Here is an 18,016-nt window from a genome sequence, read left to right on the forward strand (position 1 = left end):
CCGACTTCCGGCGTCCGCTCTCGTCAGGCGTCTCTTCATGCGTCTCTTCCGGCGTCAACTCTCCGGGGCCTCCGGCGGCAGCGCCGCCTGCGCCGCCATGATCTCCGCGTACAACTCGGGCCGGCTCTCCCGCAGATGGCCGAGGATCGCGCACATCTGGGTGCCGACGTTGACGACCGCGGTCGTCCTGCCCTGGTACTCGACCCCGCTCTTGCGGCGCGCGCCGCGGTGCAGGGCCACCACCGTCCAGCGGTCGGTGAACACCGGCGAGCCGGAGGAGCCGCCCTGGGTGTCGGTGAAGTACGCGACGTCCTGGTCGTTCGCCTCGTACACCAGGTTGTTGCGCAGGGCCACCCGCTTCGGCTTGCCCTCCGGGTGCTGGATGATGTTGACCGCCTGGGGGTCGTTCCCGCGGCACTCGAAGAGCGAGGTGGTCACCCTCAGCACCGCCCGCTGCGGCTGAGCGGTCCGCAGGCGCAGGATCGCGTAGTCGAGTTTCGGATCCCAGGCGACGAGTTCCTCGGCCGTGGCCTCCTCGGGCTCGACCTCCTCGGCCGCGTAGTCGAAGCGTGAACGGGAGTTGCGCACCTGCATCTGGAGGTCCTCCTCCGTGACCAGCTCCCGGCCGCCGCTACCGCCGCTGCGAGCGTTCACCACATGGTGATTGGTGACCAGGAGCCCGGGAGCGATCAGCCATCCGGTGCCCAGATGGGGATACGGCGGATAGAGCGGCTTCTGGTCCCGGTACGGCGGCACGCTGACCCGGGCGACGGCGGCCCCCGCCAGCAAGCCGTCCTGCAGGAACTCGATGGGGACCATGTCGTCGCGGACGACGATCTCCTCCTTGAACTCGCCCGTCAGGAGGTCGGCCGGCAGCTCCGGCTCGCCCGTCGAGGCCCGCACCACCCGGTCGAGAGCCCGCTGGAAGACGGCGACCGCGCCCGGGTCGGCGGCCATCGCCGTGGCGTTGCGCAGCCACAGCTCCAGCGGCACCTCGCCCTCCAGCAGCCGCTCGGCGATGTTCATGGTGTCCAGGTCCTTCCGCACCTGGAGGAAGGGCGTCGGCTGCGGCGGCAGCATCGCCCAGAAGTACTCCTTGATCCCGCTGAACAGCGAGCCGCGCAGCCCCCGGTCGGCGAGGCCGGCCTCCACGGCCGCGTTCGCCACCGCGAGCAGTTCCTCCGGGTTCAGATACGGTTCGTCCCGCCACTTCGCATCCACCTGGGTCGGCGCCGGCGTGATTCCCACCAGGCCCGCCCCTGCGGCCACCCGCCCGTAGCCGAACCGGGTGTCGGCGCCCGGACCGGCCATCCCCGAGCCCGCGTCCACCGCCGCGGCCACCCCGCGCAGCAGGTCCCCGCTCCGGTCGCTCAGCATCAGCGTCCGCCACGCCAGACCGTCCAGCGTGCCGTGCCGCTGCGCCTCCCGCAGCGCTCCTTCGACCTGGTCGGCGGGTACGGGCTGTCCGTACGGTGCGGGCTGTCCGTAGGGCCCGGGCGGCACGGGCTCGCTGCCCGCCGCAGCCCCGGTCGCGGCATCCGCCGAGCCGCCCGTCGCGGCCCCTGTCGAGCCGCCACCCGCGGCCCCGGCCGAGCCGCCCGGCGGACCCGGCGGCGCCGGGGTCCCGGCCCCCGGACCCTGCGCGCCCGCGGCCGCCGCCTGCAGGATCCGGGTGAGCGGCTCGCGCAGCCGCGGCTCGTCGTCCATCGCGGTCCCGATCCACCGGGTCAGCGTCGCCACCACCGCCTCGTCCTCGTCCGGCAGGCCCACCAGGCGCAGGGTGCGGGCCAGGGCCGGCGGGTCCGCGCGGCAGGCCGAGGCGGCCGCCGCCCGGGCCAGGGCCGGCTGCGCGGCCAGCGTCTCGTCGTCGAGTCCGCGCAGCCGGTCGGCGAGCCGGGCGTCCGCCTCCGCCGAGTCCGCGTTCGCGGCCTCCGCGAGCCGGGAGCGGGCCACCAGGACGCCGATCGACTCGTACGGCATCCGGAGTCCGGCCGCCACAGCCTCCGCCTCCTGCAGGTCCCGGTCGGCGTCGTTGAAGTCGCCCGCGTCCTGCGCGAGCCGCGCCGACAGCTGCAGCAGTTCGAGCCGCGTCTCCGCGCAGCCCGCCTCCTCGGCGCGGTCGACGGCCCGCTCGCAGGCGTCCCGGGCGTCCTCGGCGCGTCCGGACCGGGCCAGGTACTCCACGAGCAGCCCGTGCAGCCTGCTGCACGGCGTCCACGGCTGCCGCTCGGCGAGCCGCTGCCCGGCCGCGTCCAGATAGCCCTGGGTGAGCAGGTCCTCGACCTCGCGCGCGGCGATCCGCTCCCAGTCCTGCTGGTCGGCCTCGGCCATGATCGAGTCGGGTACGTGCCCGCCGATCCGGCCGAGCAGGAAGGCGGCCGACCGCGCCGGCATGTCCCGCTCCGCGCCCGCCAGGTGCTGCTCCACACCGGAGCGCCAACGGGCGTCCACCGTACGGGGGTTCTCGCCGAGCCGCAGCCGGTGGTAGATCTCCTCGGCCCGGTCAGGGACGCTGTCGCGGGCCGCGTAGTAGGCGACCGCCCGGGTGTCCACCGCGCGCATCAGGTCGGTGCGCGCCCCGTCCGACAGCCGCAGCATGATCGAGCGGAGGTCCGGCCGGTGCCGGATCGCCCCCGGTCCCGCCGACTCCATCAGGTCGAGGCGGGAGGTGAGCAGACCGAAGAGCCGGCCGGCCTCGGCGGACGACGACACCTCGAGCCCGGCCGGCCCGGCGAGGACCTCGCGCACCAGGTCGGGGGTGATGAACCGCAGCGCGAGCCCCGCCAGGACCAGCGAGCGCACCTCCGGGTCGGCGATGTGCTTGAGGATCCGGTCGTACAGCGTGCCCTGGATCAGCATCTGGTCGACGCTGTTGTGCAGCCGCCGCTGTGAGCGCAGGCTCGCGAGCAGCTCACCGAGCGAGTCGGCCTCCTCGCCGAGTGACATCGCGGTGCGCGCGGCGAGCTTCAGGCTCAGCGGATGGCCGCCGACCTGCTCGTACAGGGTGTGCGCCACCGACTCGTGGTCGACGCCGCACTCCATGAGCAGCGCCACCGAGGACGGCTCGTCGAGCTCCTCCAGCTTCATGGTGCGCGGGGCGATCACCTTGGCCGGGTGGTCGATCGGCGCGCGCCCGGCGACCACGAACCGCAGCCGCGGATAGGCGGCGCGCAGCGCCGTCCACACCGCCCACATCCGGGAGATGAGCGGCGAGCCCCGGTACTGCGCCTCCTCGAAGGAGTCGACCGCGATCACGAACGGCGGGTCCATCGTGCCCGGCGGGGTGGCGACCGCGCCCGCGACGAGGGTCGCCAGCTCGCGGGCGAGGTCCTGCTCGCGGGCGCTGGCGCGGGCGTGGAAGCCGGCCGAGTAGTCACGGCCGTAGGTGGCCCGGGTCGAGGAGAGCCGGGACAGCTCGTCGAGCTCCTCCAGTTCGCCGCGCTGCACGGAGGTGGTCTCGCCGCAGCGGTCGGCGAGCGAGTCGAACGCCTCGCGGTGGGACGGATACTGGATCCCGAGCTGCCGGGCCGACTCCGCGATCACCGTGGCCGGCTCTTGGATGGACAGCGTCGGACGCTCGAAGTCGATGTACGCGAAGGGGAATCCGTCCGGGGCCGCCTCGCGCAGCCCGTCCAGGAGGAAGCGGGCCAGCAGGGTGCTCTTGCCGATGCCGCCGATGCCGTGCAGCAGCACGGGCGGCTCGGCGGGCTCCGCCGGCAGTGCGATGTACGCGCGCAGCGCGTCGAGTTCGCGGCCGCGGCCGAGGAAGGCGGTCCCGGCCAGGCGGCGCAGCGGTTGGAGCAACCGGGCCCGCTCCAGGCGCTGTTGGACGTCCTCCACGGCGGGCAGCAGACCGGCCGTGCCGGGCACCCGGGACAGCCAGAGCACGGCCTGGAGGGCGTCCGAGAGCTCCTCCACGCCCACCTCCGCCAGATCGGGCGGCACGCCTGAGAGCAGGGCCAGCGCGGACCGCTCGACGCCGGGCCCGCCGGGCAGCGCGTCGGCGTTCGCGAGGAGCGCGGCCCGGGCCGCCTCGGGGCCGGAGAGGCCCGCGAGGGCCGTCTCGCGCACCTCCGGGGTGAGCACCCAGCGCACCGAGCGCTGCGGGGCGGAGAGCGCCGTGCAGTCGTCGACGAGCTCCAGGACCGCCCGCCCGGTCGGCATCCGCTCACCCGGCAGCCGCAGCTGTGCCGGGTCGAACTCGGTGAGCAGGCAGGCGACTTCACGGTAGGCGCGGCGCAGCCCGTGTGGTTCGGAGACGGCCTGCGGGGTCGGGGCGCCGAGCGTGGCGTGCAGCACGCCGGTGAAGTCCTCGCGCGCGCGGACGCCCGCGCCCGGGGACCGGCCGAGCCGGAGCCGTACCGCTTCCTCGACCGCCGTGCACACCCGGCGCATGTAACTGTCCGCGGGATCGGCCGCCTCCGCGGCCGACAGCACCTCGGTGACCGTCGACGCCACGAGCTCCGGCGGCGGCTCCCCGGCGGGCGGGTCGCCGGGTGCGCTGGGCGCCTCGCGGAAGAACCGCGTGAAGAAGTCGCGGAGTTCGTCCGGGCCGACCGCCGTCGCCGTGTCCCGGCACTCGTTGTTCCTTATGTCGTACGGGAGTTGGTGCAGCGTCGTCGAGTAGCCGAGGAGCACCAGCCGCGGCACGGTCTCCTGCCGCACCGGCGTGTGCTCGTAGATCGCGAGCGCCAGCTTGCCGATGCAGTCCCAGACGTCCGAGTTCGGGTCGAGCGCGTCGCACTCGTCGAGCACCAGCCAGAAGCTGTCCTCGGCGGCGGTGGCCCGGCTGACGATCCGGTGCACGGCGTCGTCGATCGACGGCAGTGGATCGTTCAACCGTGTCGGGTTCAACGGCATCCGGGCGGCGTCGTCCGGGGGCGACACGAACTCCGCGAGCCGCCGCACGAGCCGCGCCGCCGTCGACGTCCGCGACAGCGTGACCCGTACCGGACGGAAGCCGCAGTGCGGCCCCAGATGGCGGATCAGGCGGTAGGTGTAAGAACGGCCGCTGTCCGGCTCGCCGTCCACCACCAGGACCGACAGCTCCGGGTCCGCCACGAACCGGCGCAGCGTCCCGCGCAGCTCCGCCCGGTCGATGAAGACCTCCGTGCCGTGCCGCAGCACCACCGACTCGAACGGGTCCGCCTCCGAGTGCAGCACCTCCTCGTCCTCGCGCACCCGCCCGAGCAGCGCCCGCGCCTCCGTGCCCCGCCCCACCGCGTCCGTCTCGTCGAGGTGGTCGAGGGTGCCGAGCCGCGCCAGGGCGTCGAGCAGCCGCCGCTGGTGCTCCAGATCCCGCCGGGCCGCGCCCACGATCATCCGCGCGTTGGCGTCCCGGTCCGGGGTGAGCGGCAGATCGGCCACGAAGTCGGTGGTCAGCGCCGTGCGCTGCAGCCGCGTCCGTGGATCCGGATCGTCGAGAAGATGGTCCCGCACCCAGCTGGTGACGAGGCCCCACTCCGTCTCGGTGAGAGGCATGACGCACCTGCCCGGTGTCCCTGCGCTGGAGGGACACCTGCTCGCTGCTGTCATCGTCCCGCCGCCGGGAGGCCCCCGCAATCGCTGCCGGGCCCGCGGAGGAGGCCGGCGCTCAGTCCATCATCAGGATGTCCTCGTACGACTCCAGACGCCGCCACCGTTCCTCCGGCGCCCGCATGGGCGGCATCAGGTCCACGTCCGGCAGCGGCCCGAACTCCAGCTCCGTGATCTCGGCGACGTCCGAGACCGGCACCTGGTACGTGCGGAACGGCCCGAGCGGCGGCGGGTCGCCCGCCTTCGCCCCGGCGAAGGCCCGGTCGGCGTCCCGGCCGAGGACCGGGCTCTGGTCGAGGACGTACGCCGTCGCCGCCAGCGCCCCGTCCTGCATGAACGCGACCACCTTCCAGAACCGCAGCGGCACCTGGATGCCGCGGTACGGCGGGTCGGAGTCGTGCAGGACCGGCCCGGTCAGCACCACGAGCTTGCGGTCGAACTGGGCCGCGTGCTCCAGGAGGTAGTTCTCCAGGCCCTGCCACAGCTCCTTGCCCTGGTTGAACACGTCCATCTGCGGCGCCGCGTTGGTGAAGTGGAAGGTGTCCGTGTTCGCCGTGCCGGCCACCGCCGCCGCGCCCCAGACCGGATCGAGCCGGCGCACCAGATGGCCGCGGTCCAGCCGGTTGTCGCGGTAGATCTCCTCGCCCGCCTGCTGCTCGCGCGGCAGCCGTGGGTCGTACGCCCACACGTCGTCGCGCGGCACGTCCTCGAGGAGCTGGCCGCCCTCGATGCAGACGGCGGTCGAGGCGGCGAACCGCCGGTCGGGGCGGAAGACGACGGTGAAGTGCGTGTACGGCAGGATCACCGTCTGCACCGCGGCGCGCGCGGGCAGCGCGAGCGGCACCGCCGGGCCGAGGAAGGTCTCGTCGTAGCCGGCGCGGTCGTCGAACTGACCGTGCGCGGCGGGCGGGCCGGGAGCGGCCGGCTGACCGTGCGGGGCGGGCGGGCCGGGAGCGGCCGGCTGACCGTGCCGGGAGTCGCTGGTGTTCATACGATGTAAGTACCGCGCGGGGGAGGGCTGCCCACGGCACCGGACCCGCAGGCCACTCGAACAGACGAGGCCCCCGGTGCCCCTCCGCTCCGGCCAAGGAGGCACCATGCCCACCGGAATCTCCCTGCACATCGGGCTCAACAGCGTCGACCCGGACCGCTACGGCGGCTGGGACGGCACCCTCGTGGCCTGTGAGAACGACGCCCGCGACATGGCCCGCATCGCCCGCGCGAGCGGCTTCACGGACACCGTGCTGCTCACCCGCGAGGGCACCGTCGACCGCATCACCGCCGCACTGCGCGCGGCGGCCGAACGGCTCGCCGCCGGCGACATCCTGCTCTTCACCTACTCGGGCCACGGCGGCCAGGTCCCCGACGTCGCCGGATCCGACGCCGAACCCGACCGCCTCGACGAGACCCTGGTCTTCTTCGACCGCCAGTTCATCGACGACGAGCTCCACCAGGAGTTCCTGCGCTTCGACGACGGCGTACGGATCGTCACCTTCCTCGACTGCTGCCACAGCGGCAGCAGCATCGAGCTGCCGGGCGGCGGCGAGGAACCCGGCCGCTACATACCGGAGCCGAAGCAGGCCGAGCTGTACGAACGGGACCGCGACTTCTACGACGACCTGCAGCGCACCCTCGCCAAGGCGGCCACCGTCCGGGGCGACGGGCAGGGCCCGCCGGTGATCCTCGTCTCGGCCTGCCAGGACAACCAGGTCGCCGCCGACGGCAGGGTCAACGGCGCCTTCACCGAGGCGCTGCTCGCCGTCTGGAACGACGGCACCTTCCGCGGCGACTACCGCACCTTCCACCAGGCGATCCAGCGGCGCCTGCCGCCCACCCAGAGCCCGAACCTCTACACGACGGGCGCGCCCTCGAACGCCTTCCTGAGCCAGCGTCCGTTCACGGTCTGAGCGGGCGGACGGTCACGGCCGCAGCGCGGTCGCGAGCTGGGCGCGGGAGCGCACGTCCAGCTTCTGGTAGATCCGGGTCAGCCGGGCCTCGACGGTCTTGACGCTCAGGTACAGCTTGGCCGCCGCCTCCTGGTTGCTGGCGCCCTGCCCGACCAGGCGCGCGAGCCGCAGCTCGGCCTCCGTCAGCGAGGCGAGGCCGGGCGGCGTCTCCTCGCGCGCCGGGCCGCCCTCGACCGCCGGGCCCGCCGGTGCCTCGCTCGTCAGCGCGAGCCACGGCACCGCCCCGGCGCGCTCGAACAGCGCCGTGGCCGACTGCAGCGCCGCCTGCGCCGCCGAGCGCCGGCGCCGCCGCCGCTCCACCCGGGCGAGCGCGATCAGCGCCCGGCCCTGTTCGAGCGGCAGCTCCGCGTCCGCGAACCGGCCCGCCGTGCCCGCGAGCAGCTCCGCCGCCTCGTCCGTACGGCCCTCCGCCGCCAGACACAGCGCGTACGCCCGGTCGATGCCGAGCAGCACCCGGGTCCGCCCGAGCCGCTCGCCCACCGGCCGCACCGCCGCGAGCACCGCCACGGCCTCGTCCACCTCGTCGTGCGCGAGCAGCGCCTCGGCCAGCTCCTCGTGCCAGCGCAGCATCGACGGGTCAACCGTCGACTGGGCCCGCTCGTTGGCCTCGACCCGGCGCAGCGTCTCCAGGGCCGCGGCGACGTCCCCGTTGATCAGCTGCACCCGCCCGAGCGCGTACAGACTGCGCGACAGGAAGACCCGGTCGCCCTCCTCCTCCGACGCCTGCACACTGCGCCGGGCATAGCTGGCCGCCCGGGCGAAGCTGCCGCCGGCCGTCTCGGCGAGCGCGAGCGAGTACCAGGCCGGCCCGGGGGAGAGCCCCGCCTCCAGGGTCAGCGCGAGCGCCTGCCCGGCGTGCGCGAGCGACGCACCGCACGGGCCCATCCGCGACTCGATCTCCGCGAGCGTGCTGAGCAGTTCGATGGAGTCCTCCACCGAACCGCGCCGCTGCACCAGCGGGAGCAGCGCGTTCAGCTCCGCCCGCGCGTCCACCAGCCTCCCGTCGAACAGGGCGTGACGGATCGTCAGGATCTGGGCCGTGTTGCGGACCCCGGCCGGCCGCTCGGCCATCTCCAGGGCCCGCGCCTGCGCGAGCACCGCCTCCGCGTCCGGCGTGCCGAGCGCCCGCTCCATCCGCGCCTGTACGGTCATGGCCTGCGCGGCCGTCCGGGGATCGCCGATCGACGCGGCCAGCTGCGCCGACTCCATCGCCGCGGCCCGCGAACGCACCGGATCGCCGTCCGCGAGGACGTACTTGACGGCCAGCCGGAGCTGGACGGCGGCCCGCAGCGCCGTGTCGCCCTCCGAGTCCTCCATGGCGTGCACGTACATCTCGTCGAGCCCCGTCAGGCCCTGCCCCGCCGTGTCCAGGACGGCGAGCCGGGCCCGTACCCGGTCCACCGGCGTCGCGTCCCGGGCCAGCAGATCGGTCGCGGCCCGCATCGCGAGGTCGGCCCGGGCCGCCCGGGCCGCCTCCTCGGCGGCGTCCACCAGGCGGGCGATCCGCCGCTGGCCGTGCGCGCCCGGCGTCGACTCGGCGGCGAGCAGGGCGAGTTCGGCCGCGAGCGCGCTGTTGCCGCGCCGCCGGGCGAGGTCCGCCGCCGCCGCGACCTCCGCCGCCAGCTCCTCCTGCGGCGCGTCGGTGGCGAGCGCCCGGTGCCGTACCGCCTCCACCTCGTCGTCCACGACCTTCGCCAACGCCGCGTGCCCCGCGCTGCGTTCGGCCCAGCAGGCGTCGTGCACCAGCGTGGACGGCAGCAGCCCGGCCGTGAACGCGACCGTGCCGTCCTCGGCGAGCGACACCAGACCCGCCCGCTCGGCCACCGCCAGGTCCGCCTCCGCGTTCGGCCGCCCGGCGCGCCGCACCAGGGCCGCCGTCGGCCGCAGCGCGAGCGCCGCGAGCAGCAGCGTCTGCCGCACGTCGGACGGCGCGGCGCCGAGCAACTGCCGCGCCAGGTCCCGGGCCCGCCCGGACAGGGTCAGCGCCTCGGCGTGGTGCACCGGGGTGCGGGCGTCGGCGAGCGAGCGCCCGACGGCCAGCGCGAGCCGCGGATTGCCACCGCTCGCCTTGTGGATGCGGCCGGCCATCCGGGACGGCAGCCGGTGGTGGATGAGCAGTTCGGCGATCTCGTCGGCGTGCAGCGGCGGCACGAGCAGCACGTCCGCCTCCGACGGCACCCACAGCCGGCTGTCGTGCGCGTCCGCGCCGCCGTACCCGGTGTCGTCCGAGGTCCCGTACACCTCGGGGGTCTCGACGGCGACGACCCGCAGCGCGGGCGGCGCCAGGTGCAGGGCGAACCGGAGCAGATCGGCGCTGTCCGCGTCGATGTGCTGCACCCCGTCGACGACGAGCAGCGCGGGCCCGCGCGCGGTCAGCGCCCGCAGGATCCCGGCGATTCCGAGCCGCAGCGCGATCGGGTCCCGGCCGCCGTCCTCCGGCGGCGCCTCCCGGCACAGCATCGCGACGGCGGCCCGCTGTGGCCCGGGCAGCCCGTCCAGGGCTCCTGAGGCGGTGACGCCGAGGCGGGCGGGCGTGGAGTCGGCGGCGCCGCCGTGGCCGGCGGGGGTGGCGTCGGCGCGCTGCGCGGGCAGGGTGGCGGTGCCGGACGGGTTCGATGGGCTCGCCGGAGCGGTGGGGCTGGTCGGGCTCCCGGGCGCGAGGGGGCCTGGGGGCCGGTTGTAGCCGCTTCCGCTCCCGTAGCCGTCTTCGTAGCGGTTTCCGTAGCCGTTCGCGGTCGTGTTCGTGTTCGCGTTGGAGGTCCCGGTCCCGGTCCCGGTCCCGTTTCCGTACGCGTAGCCGTGCTCGGCCGGGGCGCCGGGGCGCGGCGGAGCCGTCGCGCTCTCCTCGGCGGCGGCCACCGCCGCGGGGTCCGGCCAGGTCAGGCTGGTGGCGACGGAGGCGACCAGGGCGGCCGCGGCCGCGCCGGGTATCTCGCGGTCGCCGGGGAGCGTCGCCAGCCAGAGGACGGTCTCGCCGCGGCCCTCGGCGCGGGCGGCCGCGGCGAGCGCAACCTCGGTCTTGCCGACCCCGGCGGGGCCGGTCAGCAGGGCCCGGCCCCGGGCCTGCAGTACGCGTTCGAGGCGGCCGAGGAGTTCCTCGCGGCCCACCGGCGCAGGCCGGAGCGGCGCTGTCGTCACGTATCCACCACCCTTTGCCCCGCGGGCCCGGCCCATGAGCCCCGTTGCGCAGAGGATACGGAGCGAGGCGATTCCGTCCAGGCCCCTTGTCCGGCATACGGACAGCACACCCCGGTGAACCGAGCGTGAACCGGGGACGGCCAACTGCCGGAAGCGCCCGTGGTGTAGACCACGGGCGCTTCGCTGACCAGCAATGATGCTGGTTGTGGGGGGTGGTTCTGAGGCGATCCGTGGGTGGATCGCGGTGGATCAGAAGGTCAGGCTCCAGGAGTCGATGTAGCCGGTGTCACCCGAGGCCACATCGCGGACCTGGAGCTTCCAGGTGCCGTTGGCGACCGAGGTCGACGCGTCGACCGTGTAGGTCGCGAGGACGTTGTCGGCGCTGTCGGAGGACGACGAGGTCTTCAGGTTGCGCACGGTGCCGTCCGGGGCGATCAGGTCGATGACCAGGTCGCCGCGCCAGGTGTGCTTGATGTCGACCGCGACCTTGAGGGTGGCGGGCGCGTTGCCGGTGAGGCCGGAGACGGTGATCGGCGAGGTCACGGTGGAGAGGTCCGGGATCTGGACGTCCGTCGCGTTCGTGAAGACGTTGCCGGCCGGCGGGGTGGTGCCGGTGACCGCGTTCACGGTCGCGGCGGCGTCGGCGATGCCGGTGCCGCAGCCGCCGGTGCAGGTGCCGGGCAGCGGGCGGGCGTTGGCCTTGATCGCGGCCTTGATGTCGGCCGGGGTCAGGCTCGGCTTGGCCGCCTCCAGGAGCGCGGCGAGACCGGCGATGTGCGGGGCCGCCATCGAGGTGCCCTGGTAGGGCTTGTAGGTCTCGGTCGACTGGACGGTGGTGCCGGAGTTCAGCGTGGAGTAGATGCCGTTCTCGGGCGTGGTCACCGTGCCGGGCGTGTCGGTGGCGTTGCGGGTCTCGCCGCCGGGCGCCGCGACGTCCACCCGGGTGCCGTAGTTGGAGTAGAAGGAGCGGCTGCCGGCGCGGTTGGTGGCCGCGACCGTGATGACGCCGGTGCAGTTCGCGGGCGTGAAGCCGGAGGTGTCGGCGTTGCTGTTGCCCGCGGCGACGACGACCGTGGTGCCGCGCGAGACCGCGCCGTTGATGGCGTTCTGGTAGACGCTCGGGCAGGTGCTGCTGGCGCCGCCCAGGCTCATGTTGATGACCTTGGCCGGGTTCGGGTTGGCCGGGACGCCCGGCACGGAGCCGCCGGAGGCCCAGGTGATCGCGTCCGCGATGTCGGAGGACGAACCGCCGCACTTGCCGAGCACACGAACCGGCTCGATCTTCGCGTTGTACGCGATACCCGCGATGCCGTTGGTGTTGTTGGTGACCGCGGCGATGGTGCCGGCCACGTGCGTGCCGTGCCAGGAGGAGTTCGACGCCTTGGAACCCGTACCGCACTCGCCGTCGGTGGCGTTCCAGTCGCCCTCGTCCTTCGAGTCCGCGTCACGGCCGTTGCCGTCGCGGGCGGCGGCGGAGTCGGAGATGAAGTCGTAACCCGGGATGACGTTGGTCGCCAGGTCCGAGTGGGCCGCGTAACCGGTGTCGATGACGGCGACGGTGACGCCCGCACCGGTCGTCTTGTCCCAGGCGGCGGGCACGTTCATGCCGCCGGTGGGCTCGAAGAGGTCCCACTGCTTGGCGTAGTCCGTGTCGTTCGGCGTGACCGCCATCGCGTAGGCCCGGATGTCGGGCTCGACGGAGGCGACCTGCGGGTCTGCCTTGAACGCGGCCATGACCTCGGCCACGTCCTGCTTGGTGGCGGCACCGCCCAGGTTCACCAGCGCCGCGCCGCCGGCCAGACGCCGCTCGAAGGCGAGCTTCTCACCGGTCTTGGCGCCCTTCTCGGCCGCGTCGCTCTTCGCGGCGGCGTTGGAGCCGGCCTCGGCGGACGAGGACTTGTAGGTGACGATGACCTTCTCGACCGGAGCGCTGGGCAGCGCGGTCATGGCCTGCGAAGCCGGCGCCGGCTTCGGGGACGTGGCGCCCGGGACGGCGGCGAACGCCCCGGTGGTGGTGGCTGCGGCACCGAGGATCGCGGCGCTCGCGACCACCACGGATATGACTCTCCGCCTGGAACCGTTCAAGGTGTGGCCCTTTCGAGTACGACGTAGGTGGAGCAGTGGCGGCGGCGCGGGAACCTCGGGGCGAAGTGGGGTCGCGTCCGCGGTCCCCTGGGCGTGGGGGCCCGTGCGCCGCCACCGGCGCTGACGGCCGGGGTCAAGGCCGCCCCGACGGACACCACCCACTGCTCCTCATGCACCTGACAGGGGCGGAGGTGGGGTGGGGATCTGCCGGTGCGGCAGACAGTAGGGAACGCCGAGGTGAACCCGATACGGGGAAAACCCTTGTAGGGCCGAGGGGGAGGGAGGGGGGAGGGGCCGAGGGGGAAGCGGTTCACACGTGCCCGGCGCGGGCGCCCCCCCGGGGGGCGCCCGCGCCGGGCACGTGTGACGCGTTTGTCTAGGGCTTCGGATGTCCGACGTAGTGGACCGTCTGCATCATGCCCAGGTCTTCGTGCTGGAGCTGGTGGCAGTGGACGGCGGTGCGGCCGGTGAAGTCCTCGTACCTGACCAGGAAGGTGACGGACTCTCCGGGCTTGCCGCCGGCCAGGCCGATGGTGTCGTGCCAGACCGGCGGGTCGAGCCGCCTGCCGTCGCGGTGTGTGAGGAGGACCTGGTTGGTGTGCAGGTGGAAGGGATGGCTGTGGGCCGGCAGCGTCTCGTCGGTTCGGACGGTCCAGCGTTCGACGGTGCCGAGGCGCAGCGTGTGGTTGGTGTAGCCGGGGTCGAAGAGGCCGTAGGCCGGGTCGCGGGTGAGATCCCCGTCGGGATCGGATGCCGGGGTCGCGCCGGTGCCCAGGACGCGGAAGGCGTTCGGGAACGCCCCTTTGAAGACGCCCGCATCGGCGTGGAAGACCACCTGCCGATCCGCGTGGGGGTTGGTGATGTCGTTCTCGTCGAGGAACGGCCTGCCCGGTGGCAGCGCGGCGGGCAGCCCCATGGGCGGATCGACGGGCTCGCCGGCGACCTCGATCGTCATCAGCGGTACGGGCACCATGTCGGCTCGCAGTTCGTACCTGCCGGGCTCACCGCCCCGGACCAGCACGTCGGCGCGGTTGCCCATGGCCAGCTCCACCACCTTCAGGGAAACGGGCGCGGAGAAGGTGACGCCGTCCTGCGCGATCTGGTGCAGCGGCAGACCTCCGCGGCCCCCGCTGAGCTGGAGCCGCAGGCCGGTGAAGGCGGTCGCGGCGACCAGCCGCCAGCGCTGGACCTCGCCAGGGCGCAGCCGGAGGGTGGGGTTGACCGTGCCGTTGACGGTGAAGGTCGAGGGGATGCCGGTCACCCAGCGGCCCGAGGTGAAAGCGGGGACCTTGCCGTCCTTCAGTTTGAGTTCGTTGATGCAGACGACGATGTCGGCGGCCGCCTCGATCTCCGGGACCTCGTCGACGTCGCCTTCGACGATGATCACCCCGGCCATGCCCCCGGCGATCTGCTCGGCGATGGATCCGTGCAGGTGCGGGTGGTACCAGTAGGTGCCGGCCGGGTGGTCGGCCGGCACGTGAATGGTCGTCACGTACCGAGGCTCCGCGGCCCGGGCCGCGGCCTCGTCCGCGGTGCGTGGCGCGAACTCCCGCAGGACGTTGTCGGCGTGCCCGCGCGGGGAGACGTGCATCCCGTGCGCGTGAAGGTTGAAGCTGTTGGGGCGGTGCGGTGTGTTGTGGCCACCGGTGTGGGGCGGGTTGGGCGGCAGGCCGTTGATGTGCGTCAGCCGCAGGGTCTGCCCGCCGCGGACGCGCAGGGTCGGGCCGGGAACGGCCCCGTTGTACGTGCGTGTGGTGATCCGGCCGTAGCCCGGAACGGAGACGTCCGTAAACCGGACGTCGAGCGTCTCCTCGACCAGCGGCCACACCGAACCGGGCACCGGCCGCGCGGCCGACACCGCCGGTTGCGGGAAGGACGCCGGTTGCGGGGAGGGCGCCGGTGCCGCCGTGTGCCGCTCGTCCCACAACCCCCTGGACGCCCCTGCGAGGCCCACGGCCGGGAAGGCCTTGAGCACCGACCGGCGGCTGATTTCGCCACTTTCTCCCATAACCGGGCAATCTATAGGATTTTGACCATGGGGCCCGGGTGGCGCGCGCCTGGTGGGTGGTGGCGTGTGGGCCGTTCCGGTGGCCGCACGACCCCCGCTCCCGTCCGGTGGGGGGCTGTGGCCGTCACCCTCACCCCAGCTCCAGCGTCGTCACCCCGAACACCCGCTCCCGCGCGATCTCGCGAATCGGACCCGTGTACATCCGCGCCGTCTCGAACGTCGGCTCCAGGCCCCGTTCCTCCGCGAGGCGCGCCGCCGCCGGGTTCGCCTCCGGCATGTCGACGGCGACGCGCGGAGCGCCGAAGGCGCGTGCCTCGGACGCGAGGGCGTCGAGGAGGGCGGCGGCGTCGGCCGGGGTGTCGGCGAAGAGGGGGCCGATACGGGCCTCGGACTCGGCGGGGCGGACGACGCCGTAGCCGGTCGGGCGGCCGTCGGTGACGCGGACCAGGGCGCGGTGGCCCGGAGTCGCCAGCCAGGGCCGGAGGAAGCGCGGCCGGTCCGCGGGATGGCAGGCGCTGTCGTACGCGGCGAGGGCGACCGGATCCACCCGGTCCGCGGCCACCACACCGGATGGCGCCCGGTCGGGAAGCGGCACCTCGCCCACGTACCGCGCGGTCCGGTACGCCGTCACGAACCCCGAGCGCCGGTAGTTGTCCTGCTGCGCCGGCACCCCGTCAAGACCCACCGTCCGTCCGCCCGCGTGCGCGAGCGCCGCCTGCCAGGTCGCCAGGCCGTGGCCGAGCCCGCGCAGATCCGGCCGTACGAGATAGAACCCCAGGAAGGAGTAGTCGTCGCTGTAGTTGACGACCGAGATCGCCGACACCGGCTCGCTGTTGATGCGCCCCAGGAAGAACCCGGCCGGATCCTGCGCGAAGAACGACTCCGCGTCCGCGAGACCCGGGTTCCAGCCCTCGGCCGCCGCCCAGGCGCGCACCAGCGCCCAGTCCTGCAGGGAGGCGGGGGCGATGGTCAACGTCTCGGCCATGAGGCTTCCTTCGGCGCGCGGAGCGGACGGGCGGCGGTCGAGCATAGTGCCGCACGCACGCCGCCCGGACCGCCACCGTCGCTTTCCGGCCGCCTTGCCCGGCGCTGGTGCCCGTCGCCGAACCAAGGCGCCGCGACGCACGTCCTCCCGTCGTGGCACAGTCGTCCGACACCCCGACCGCAAGACCTGCTGACTGCCGCCGGCGCCATACGGATCGGCGGTCCTAGGGGGTGTCTCGCCGATCATGCCGGGCTCGCGGCGTCTGGCACCGCGCCTCGCCGCGTTGTCGTCGGTCGCCGATGCTCCGCATGGACTCCCTCCTCCGCCTTGCGATCCACGGCACCAGACGCCGCTCCCTGATCCGGCCTGATCGACGAGACACCCCCTAGCGCGCCGGCTCGGGCAGGGGATCCGGTACGAGGAGGGGCTCCGGCGCGGCCGGCGATTCCGGTACGTCGGGCCCGCGTACGGCGAACGCCACAGGTTCGTCGTCCGTGACGCCGGACCGGGCCCCGGGCACCACGCCCGCCTCGCCCTCCGTCTCCAGGCCCGTCGTCAGCAGCACCACCCCGCGCGCCGCCACCACCGCTCCGGCCGCCGCGATCAGCCAGCCCCAGGCGCCGGCGCGGAAGGTCTCGCCGAGGAGGGCGACGCCGATGACGGCCGCGGCGGCCGGGTTGGAGAGGTTGACGACGGCGAGGGGGGCGGCGAGGCCGCCGCGGTAGGCGGCCTGGGAGAGGAGGAGGCCGCCCGCGGCGAACGCGGCGATCAGGGCGGCGAGCAGCGCCGTCTGCCACCAGCCGTTCGGGCCGCCGGGCAGGTCGCGGGCGAGGGCGGTGGTGAGCGTCTGGGTGAGCGCGGAGCCGACGGCGGAGGCGACGCCGGACGCGGTCGCGTGTCCGAGGCCCCGGCCTCGCGCGCCGGTGTGCATGCGGGCCCGGGAGCGGGACGCGAGCAGCGCGATGAGCAGGAGCGTCACCGCCGTGACGACGAGGGTCTCGCGGAGGTTCAGGGCCTCGTCCGGTTCGACGGGACCGGTCACCGCGACGAGCCCGACCAGGCCCGCCAGGGTCCACAGCGCCCCGCGCCACTCGGCCCGGCTGACCCGGCGCCGCGCCCCGTACGCGCCGATCGGCAGCGCGGCGACGAGCGTGAGCGCGCCGAGCGGCTGGACGAGGGTGAGCGGGCCGTAGTGCAGGGCGGCGACGTGGGCGAGCGCGCCGGCGGCGTTGAGCCCGACCGCCCACCACCACTGCGGGCGGCCGAGCAGGCGGCGCAGCGCGCCGTGTCCGCCGGCGGAGGCGGACGCGAGCCGTGACTGGGCGACGGCGGCGAGCGCGTACCCGGCGGCGGAGACGAGGGAGAGGAGGACGGCGAGGACGGTCCCGGTGGCGCCGCTCATCGCAGGGCTCCCGCGGTCGCGGCGGCGGTGACGGGGGTGAGCGGCGGCAGCGGCCGGGGGCCGTGCCGACGCCACGGCGCCGGTACGGCGAGCAGTGCGATGCCCAGCAGGACGGCGGCCGCGAGGGCGTCGAACCAGTAGTGGTTGGCGGTGCCGACGATCACGAGCAGGGTGACCAGCGGGTGCAGGAGCCAGAGCACCCGCCAGCGCGTCCGGGTGGCGGCGATCAGGCCGATCGCGACCATCAGTGCCCAGCCGAAGTGCAGCGAGGGCATCGCCGCGAACTGGTTCGCCATCGAGTCGGTCTCGGGCGTGGCGCCGTAGACGGACGGCCCGTAGACCTGCGCGGTGTCGATCAGGCCGCTCTCGGTGAGCATCCGGGGCGGCGCGAGCGGCATGAGCAGGTGCAGCGCGAGCGCGGCGGCGGTGACGAGGGCGAGCACGCGGCGCGACCAGACGTAGTGGTCGGGGCGGCGCCAGTAGAGCCAGGCGAGGAAGGCGATGGTGGCGGGGAAGTGCACGGCCGCGTAGTACGTGTTCGCCGTCCTGATCAGGGCCTCGCCGTGCAGGAGGAGGTGCTGGATCACGCCCTCGGCCGGCAGGTGCACCGCGCGCTCGGCGTCCCACACGCGGTCGGCGTTGTGGAAGGCGCGGGTCTCGTGACCGTTCGCGAAGAGCCGGCCGAACTTGTAGACGAGGAAGAGCGCGGTGACGAGCAGCAGCTCGCGCACGAGCGGCGGTCTGCGTATGCCGCCTCTTCCGCCCGTCCCGCCCGTCTCGCCTGTCCCGGCAGCCATGGCGCGGCCCCTTTTTTCCTCAAATCGGACAACAAACGCAGGAACTCTAGATCCGATTTCATCGAGACGCAAGCGTCTCGATACGTTTGCGTCTCGATT

Annotated in this window: 9 protein-coding genes; 1 reads left to right on the top strand and 8 read right to left on the bottom strand. The window is 74.1% G+C overall.

Going from position 1 to position 18,016, the window contains the following annotated elements; all coding sequences use genetic code 11:
* Positions 1-54: 54 nt before the first annotated feature.
* Together ACIRSU_RS07980 and ACIRSU_RS07985 are read right to left on the bottom strand one after the other, a co-directional pair.
* Positions 55-5,481: a trypsin-like peptidase domain-containing protein gene (locus tag ACIRSU_RS07980; RefSeq protein WP_403789862.1), complete on the bottom strand. Its 5,427-nt coding sequence runs from the start codon at positions 5,479-5,481 to the stop codon at positions 55-57.
* 112 nt (positions 5,482-5,593) lie between these two features.
* Positions 5,594-6,526, bottom strand: a complete 933-nt coding sequence (locus ACIRSU_RS07985; RefSeq protein ID WP_403789863.1) for a DNA/RNA non-specific endonuclease — start codon at positions 6,524-6,526, stop codon at positions 5,594-5,596.
* A 106-nt stretch (positions 6,527-6,632) separates the two neighbouring features.
* On the opposite strand from ACIRSU_RS07985, the gene ACIRSU_RS07990 reads away from it, so the two are divergent.
* Complete coding sequence (locus tag ACIRSU_RS07990) at positions 6,633-7,442, top strand: caspase family protein (protein ID WP_403789864.1); 810 nt, start codon at positions 6,633-6,635, stop codon at positions 7,440-7,442.
* Between the two features lie 12 nt (positions 7,443-7,454).
* Here the strand turns inward: ACIRSU_RS07990 and ACIRSU_RS07995 are convergent, their stop codons facing one another.
* From ACIRSU_RS07995 to ACIRSU_RS08020, 6 genes are all read right to left on the bottom strand, one after another.
* Entirely contained in the window at positions 7,455-10,640 is a 3,186-nt protein-coding gene (locus ACIRSU_RS07995) for an AAA family ATPase (RefSeq protein ID WP_403789865.1), read from the bottom strand.
* Positions 10,641-10,889: 249 nt separating this feature from the next.
* Positions 10,890-12,587 carry a S8 family peptidase gene (locus ACIRSU_RS08000; protein ID WP_403790219.1) on the bottom strand — a complete coding sequence of 566 codons (1,698 nt, stop codon included), beginning with the start codon at positions 12,585-12,587 and terminating at the stop codon, positions 10,890-10,892.
* Between the two features lie 514 nt (positions 12,588-13,101).
* Positions 13,102-14,733 carry a multicopper oxidase family protein gene (locus ACIRSU_RS08005; protein WP_403789866.1) on the bottom strand — a complete coding sequence of 544 codons (1,632 nt, stop codon included), beginning with the start codon at positions 14,731-14,733 and terminating at the stop codon, positions 13,102-13,104.
* Between the two features lie 130 nt (positions 14,734-14,863).
* Entirely contained in the window at positions 14,864-15,718 is an 855-nt protein-coding gene (locus ACIRSU_RS08010) for a GNAT family N-acetyltransferase (RefSeq protein WP_403789867.1), read from the bottom strand.
* A gap of 385 nt (positions 15,719-16,103) precedes the next feature.
* Positions 16,104-17,120, bottom strand: coding sequence for a DMT family transporter (locus tag ACIRSU_RS08015; protein WP_403789868.1), 1,017 nt, complete (start codon positions 17,118-17,120; stop codon positions 16,104-16,106).
* The gene (locus tag ACIRSU_RS08020) at positions 17,117-17,917 is read right to left on the bottom strand and encodes a phosphatase PAP2 family protein (protein ID WP_403789869.1); all 801 of its coding nucleotides are present in this window, start codon (positions 17,915-17,917) and stop codon (positions 17,117-17,119) included. Before ACIRSU_RS08020 ends, ACIRSU_RS08015 begins: the two co-directional genes overlap by 4 nt.
* Between the last annotated feature and the right edge of the window lie 99 nt (positions 17,918-18,016).

The organism is Streptomyces sp. NPDC101160 (assembly GCF_044768205.1).
Taxonomy (GTDB): Bacteria; Actinomycetota; Actinomycetes; order Streptomycetales; family Streptomycetaceae; genus Streptomyces.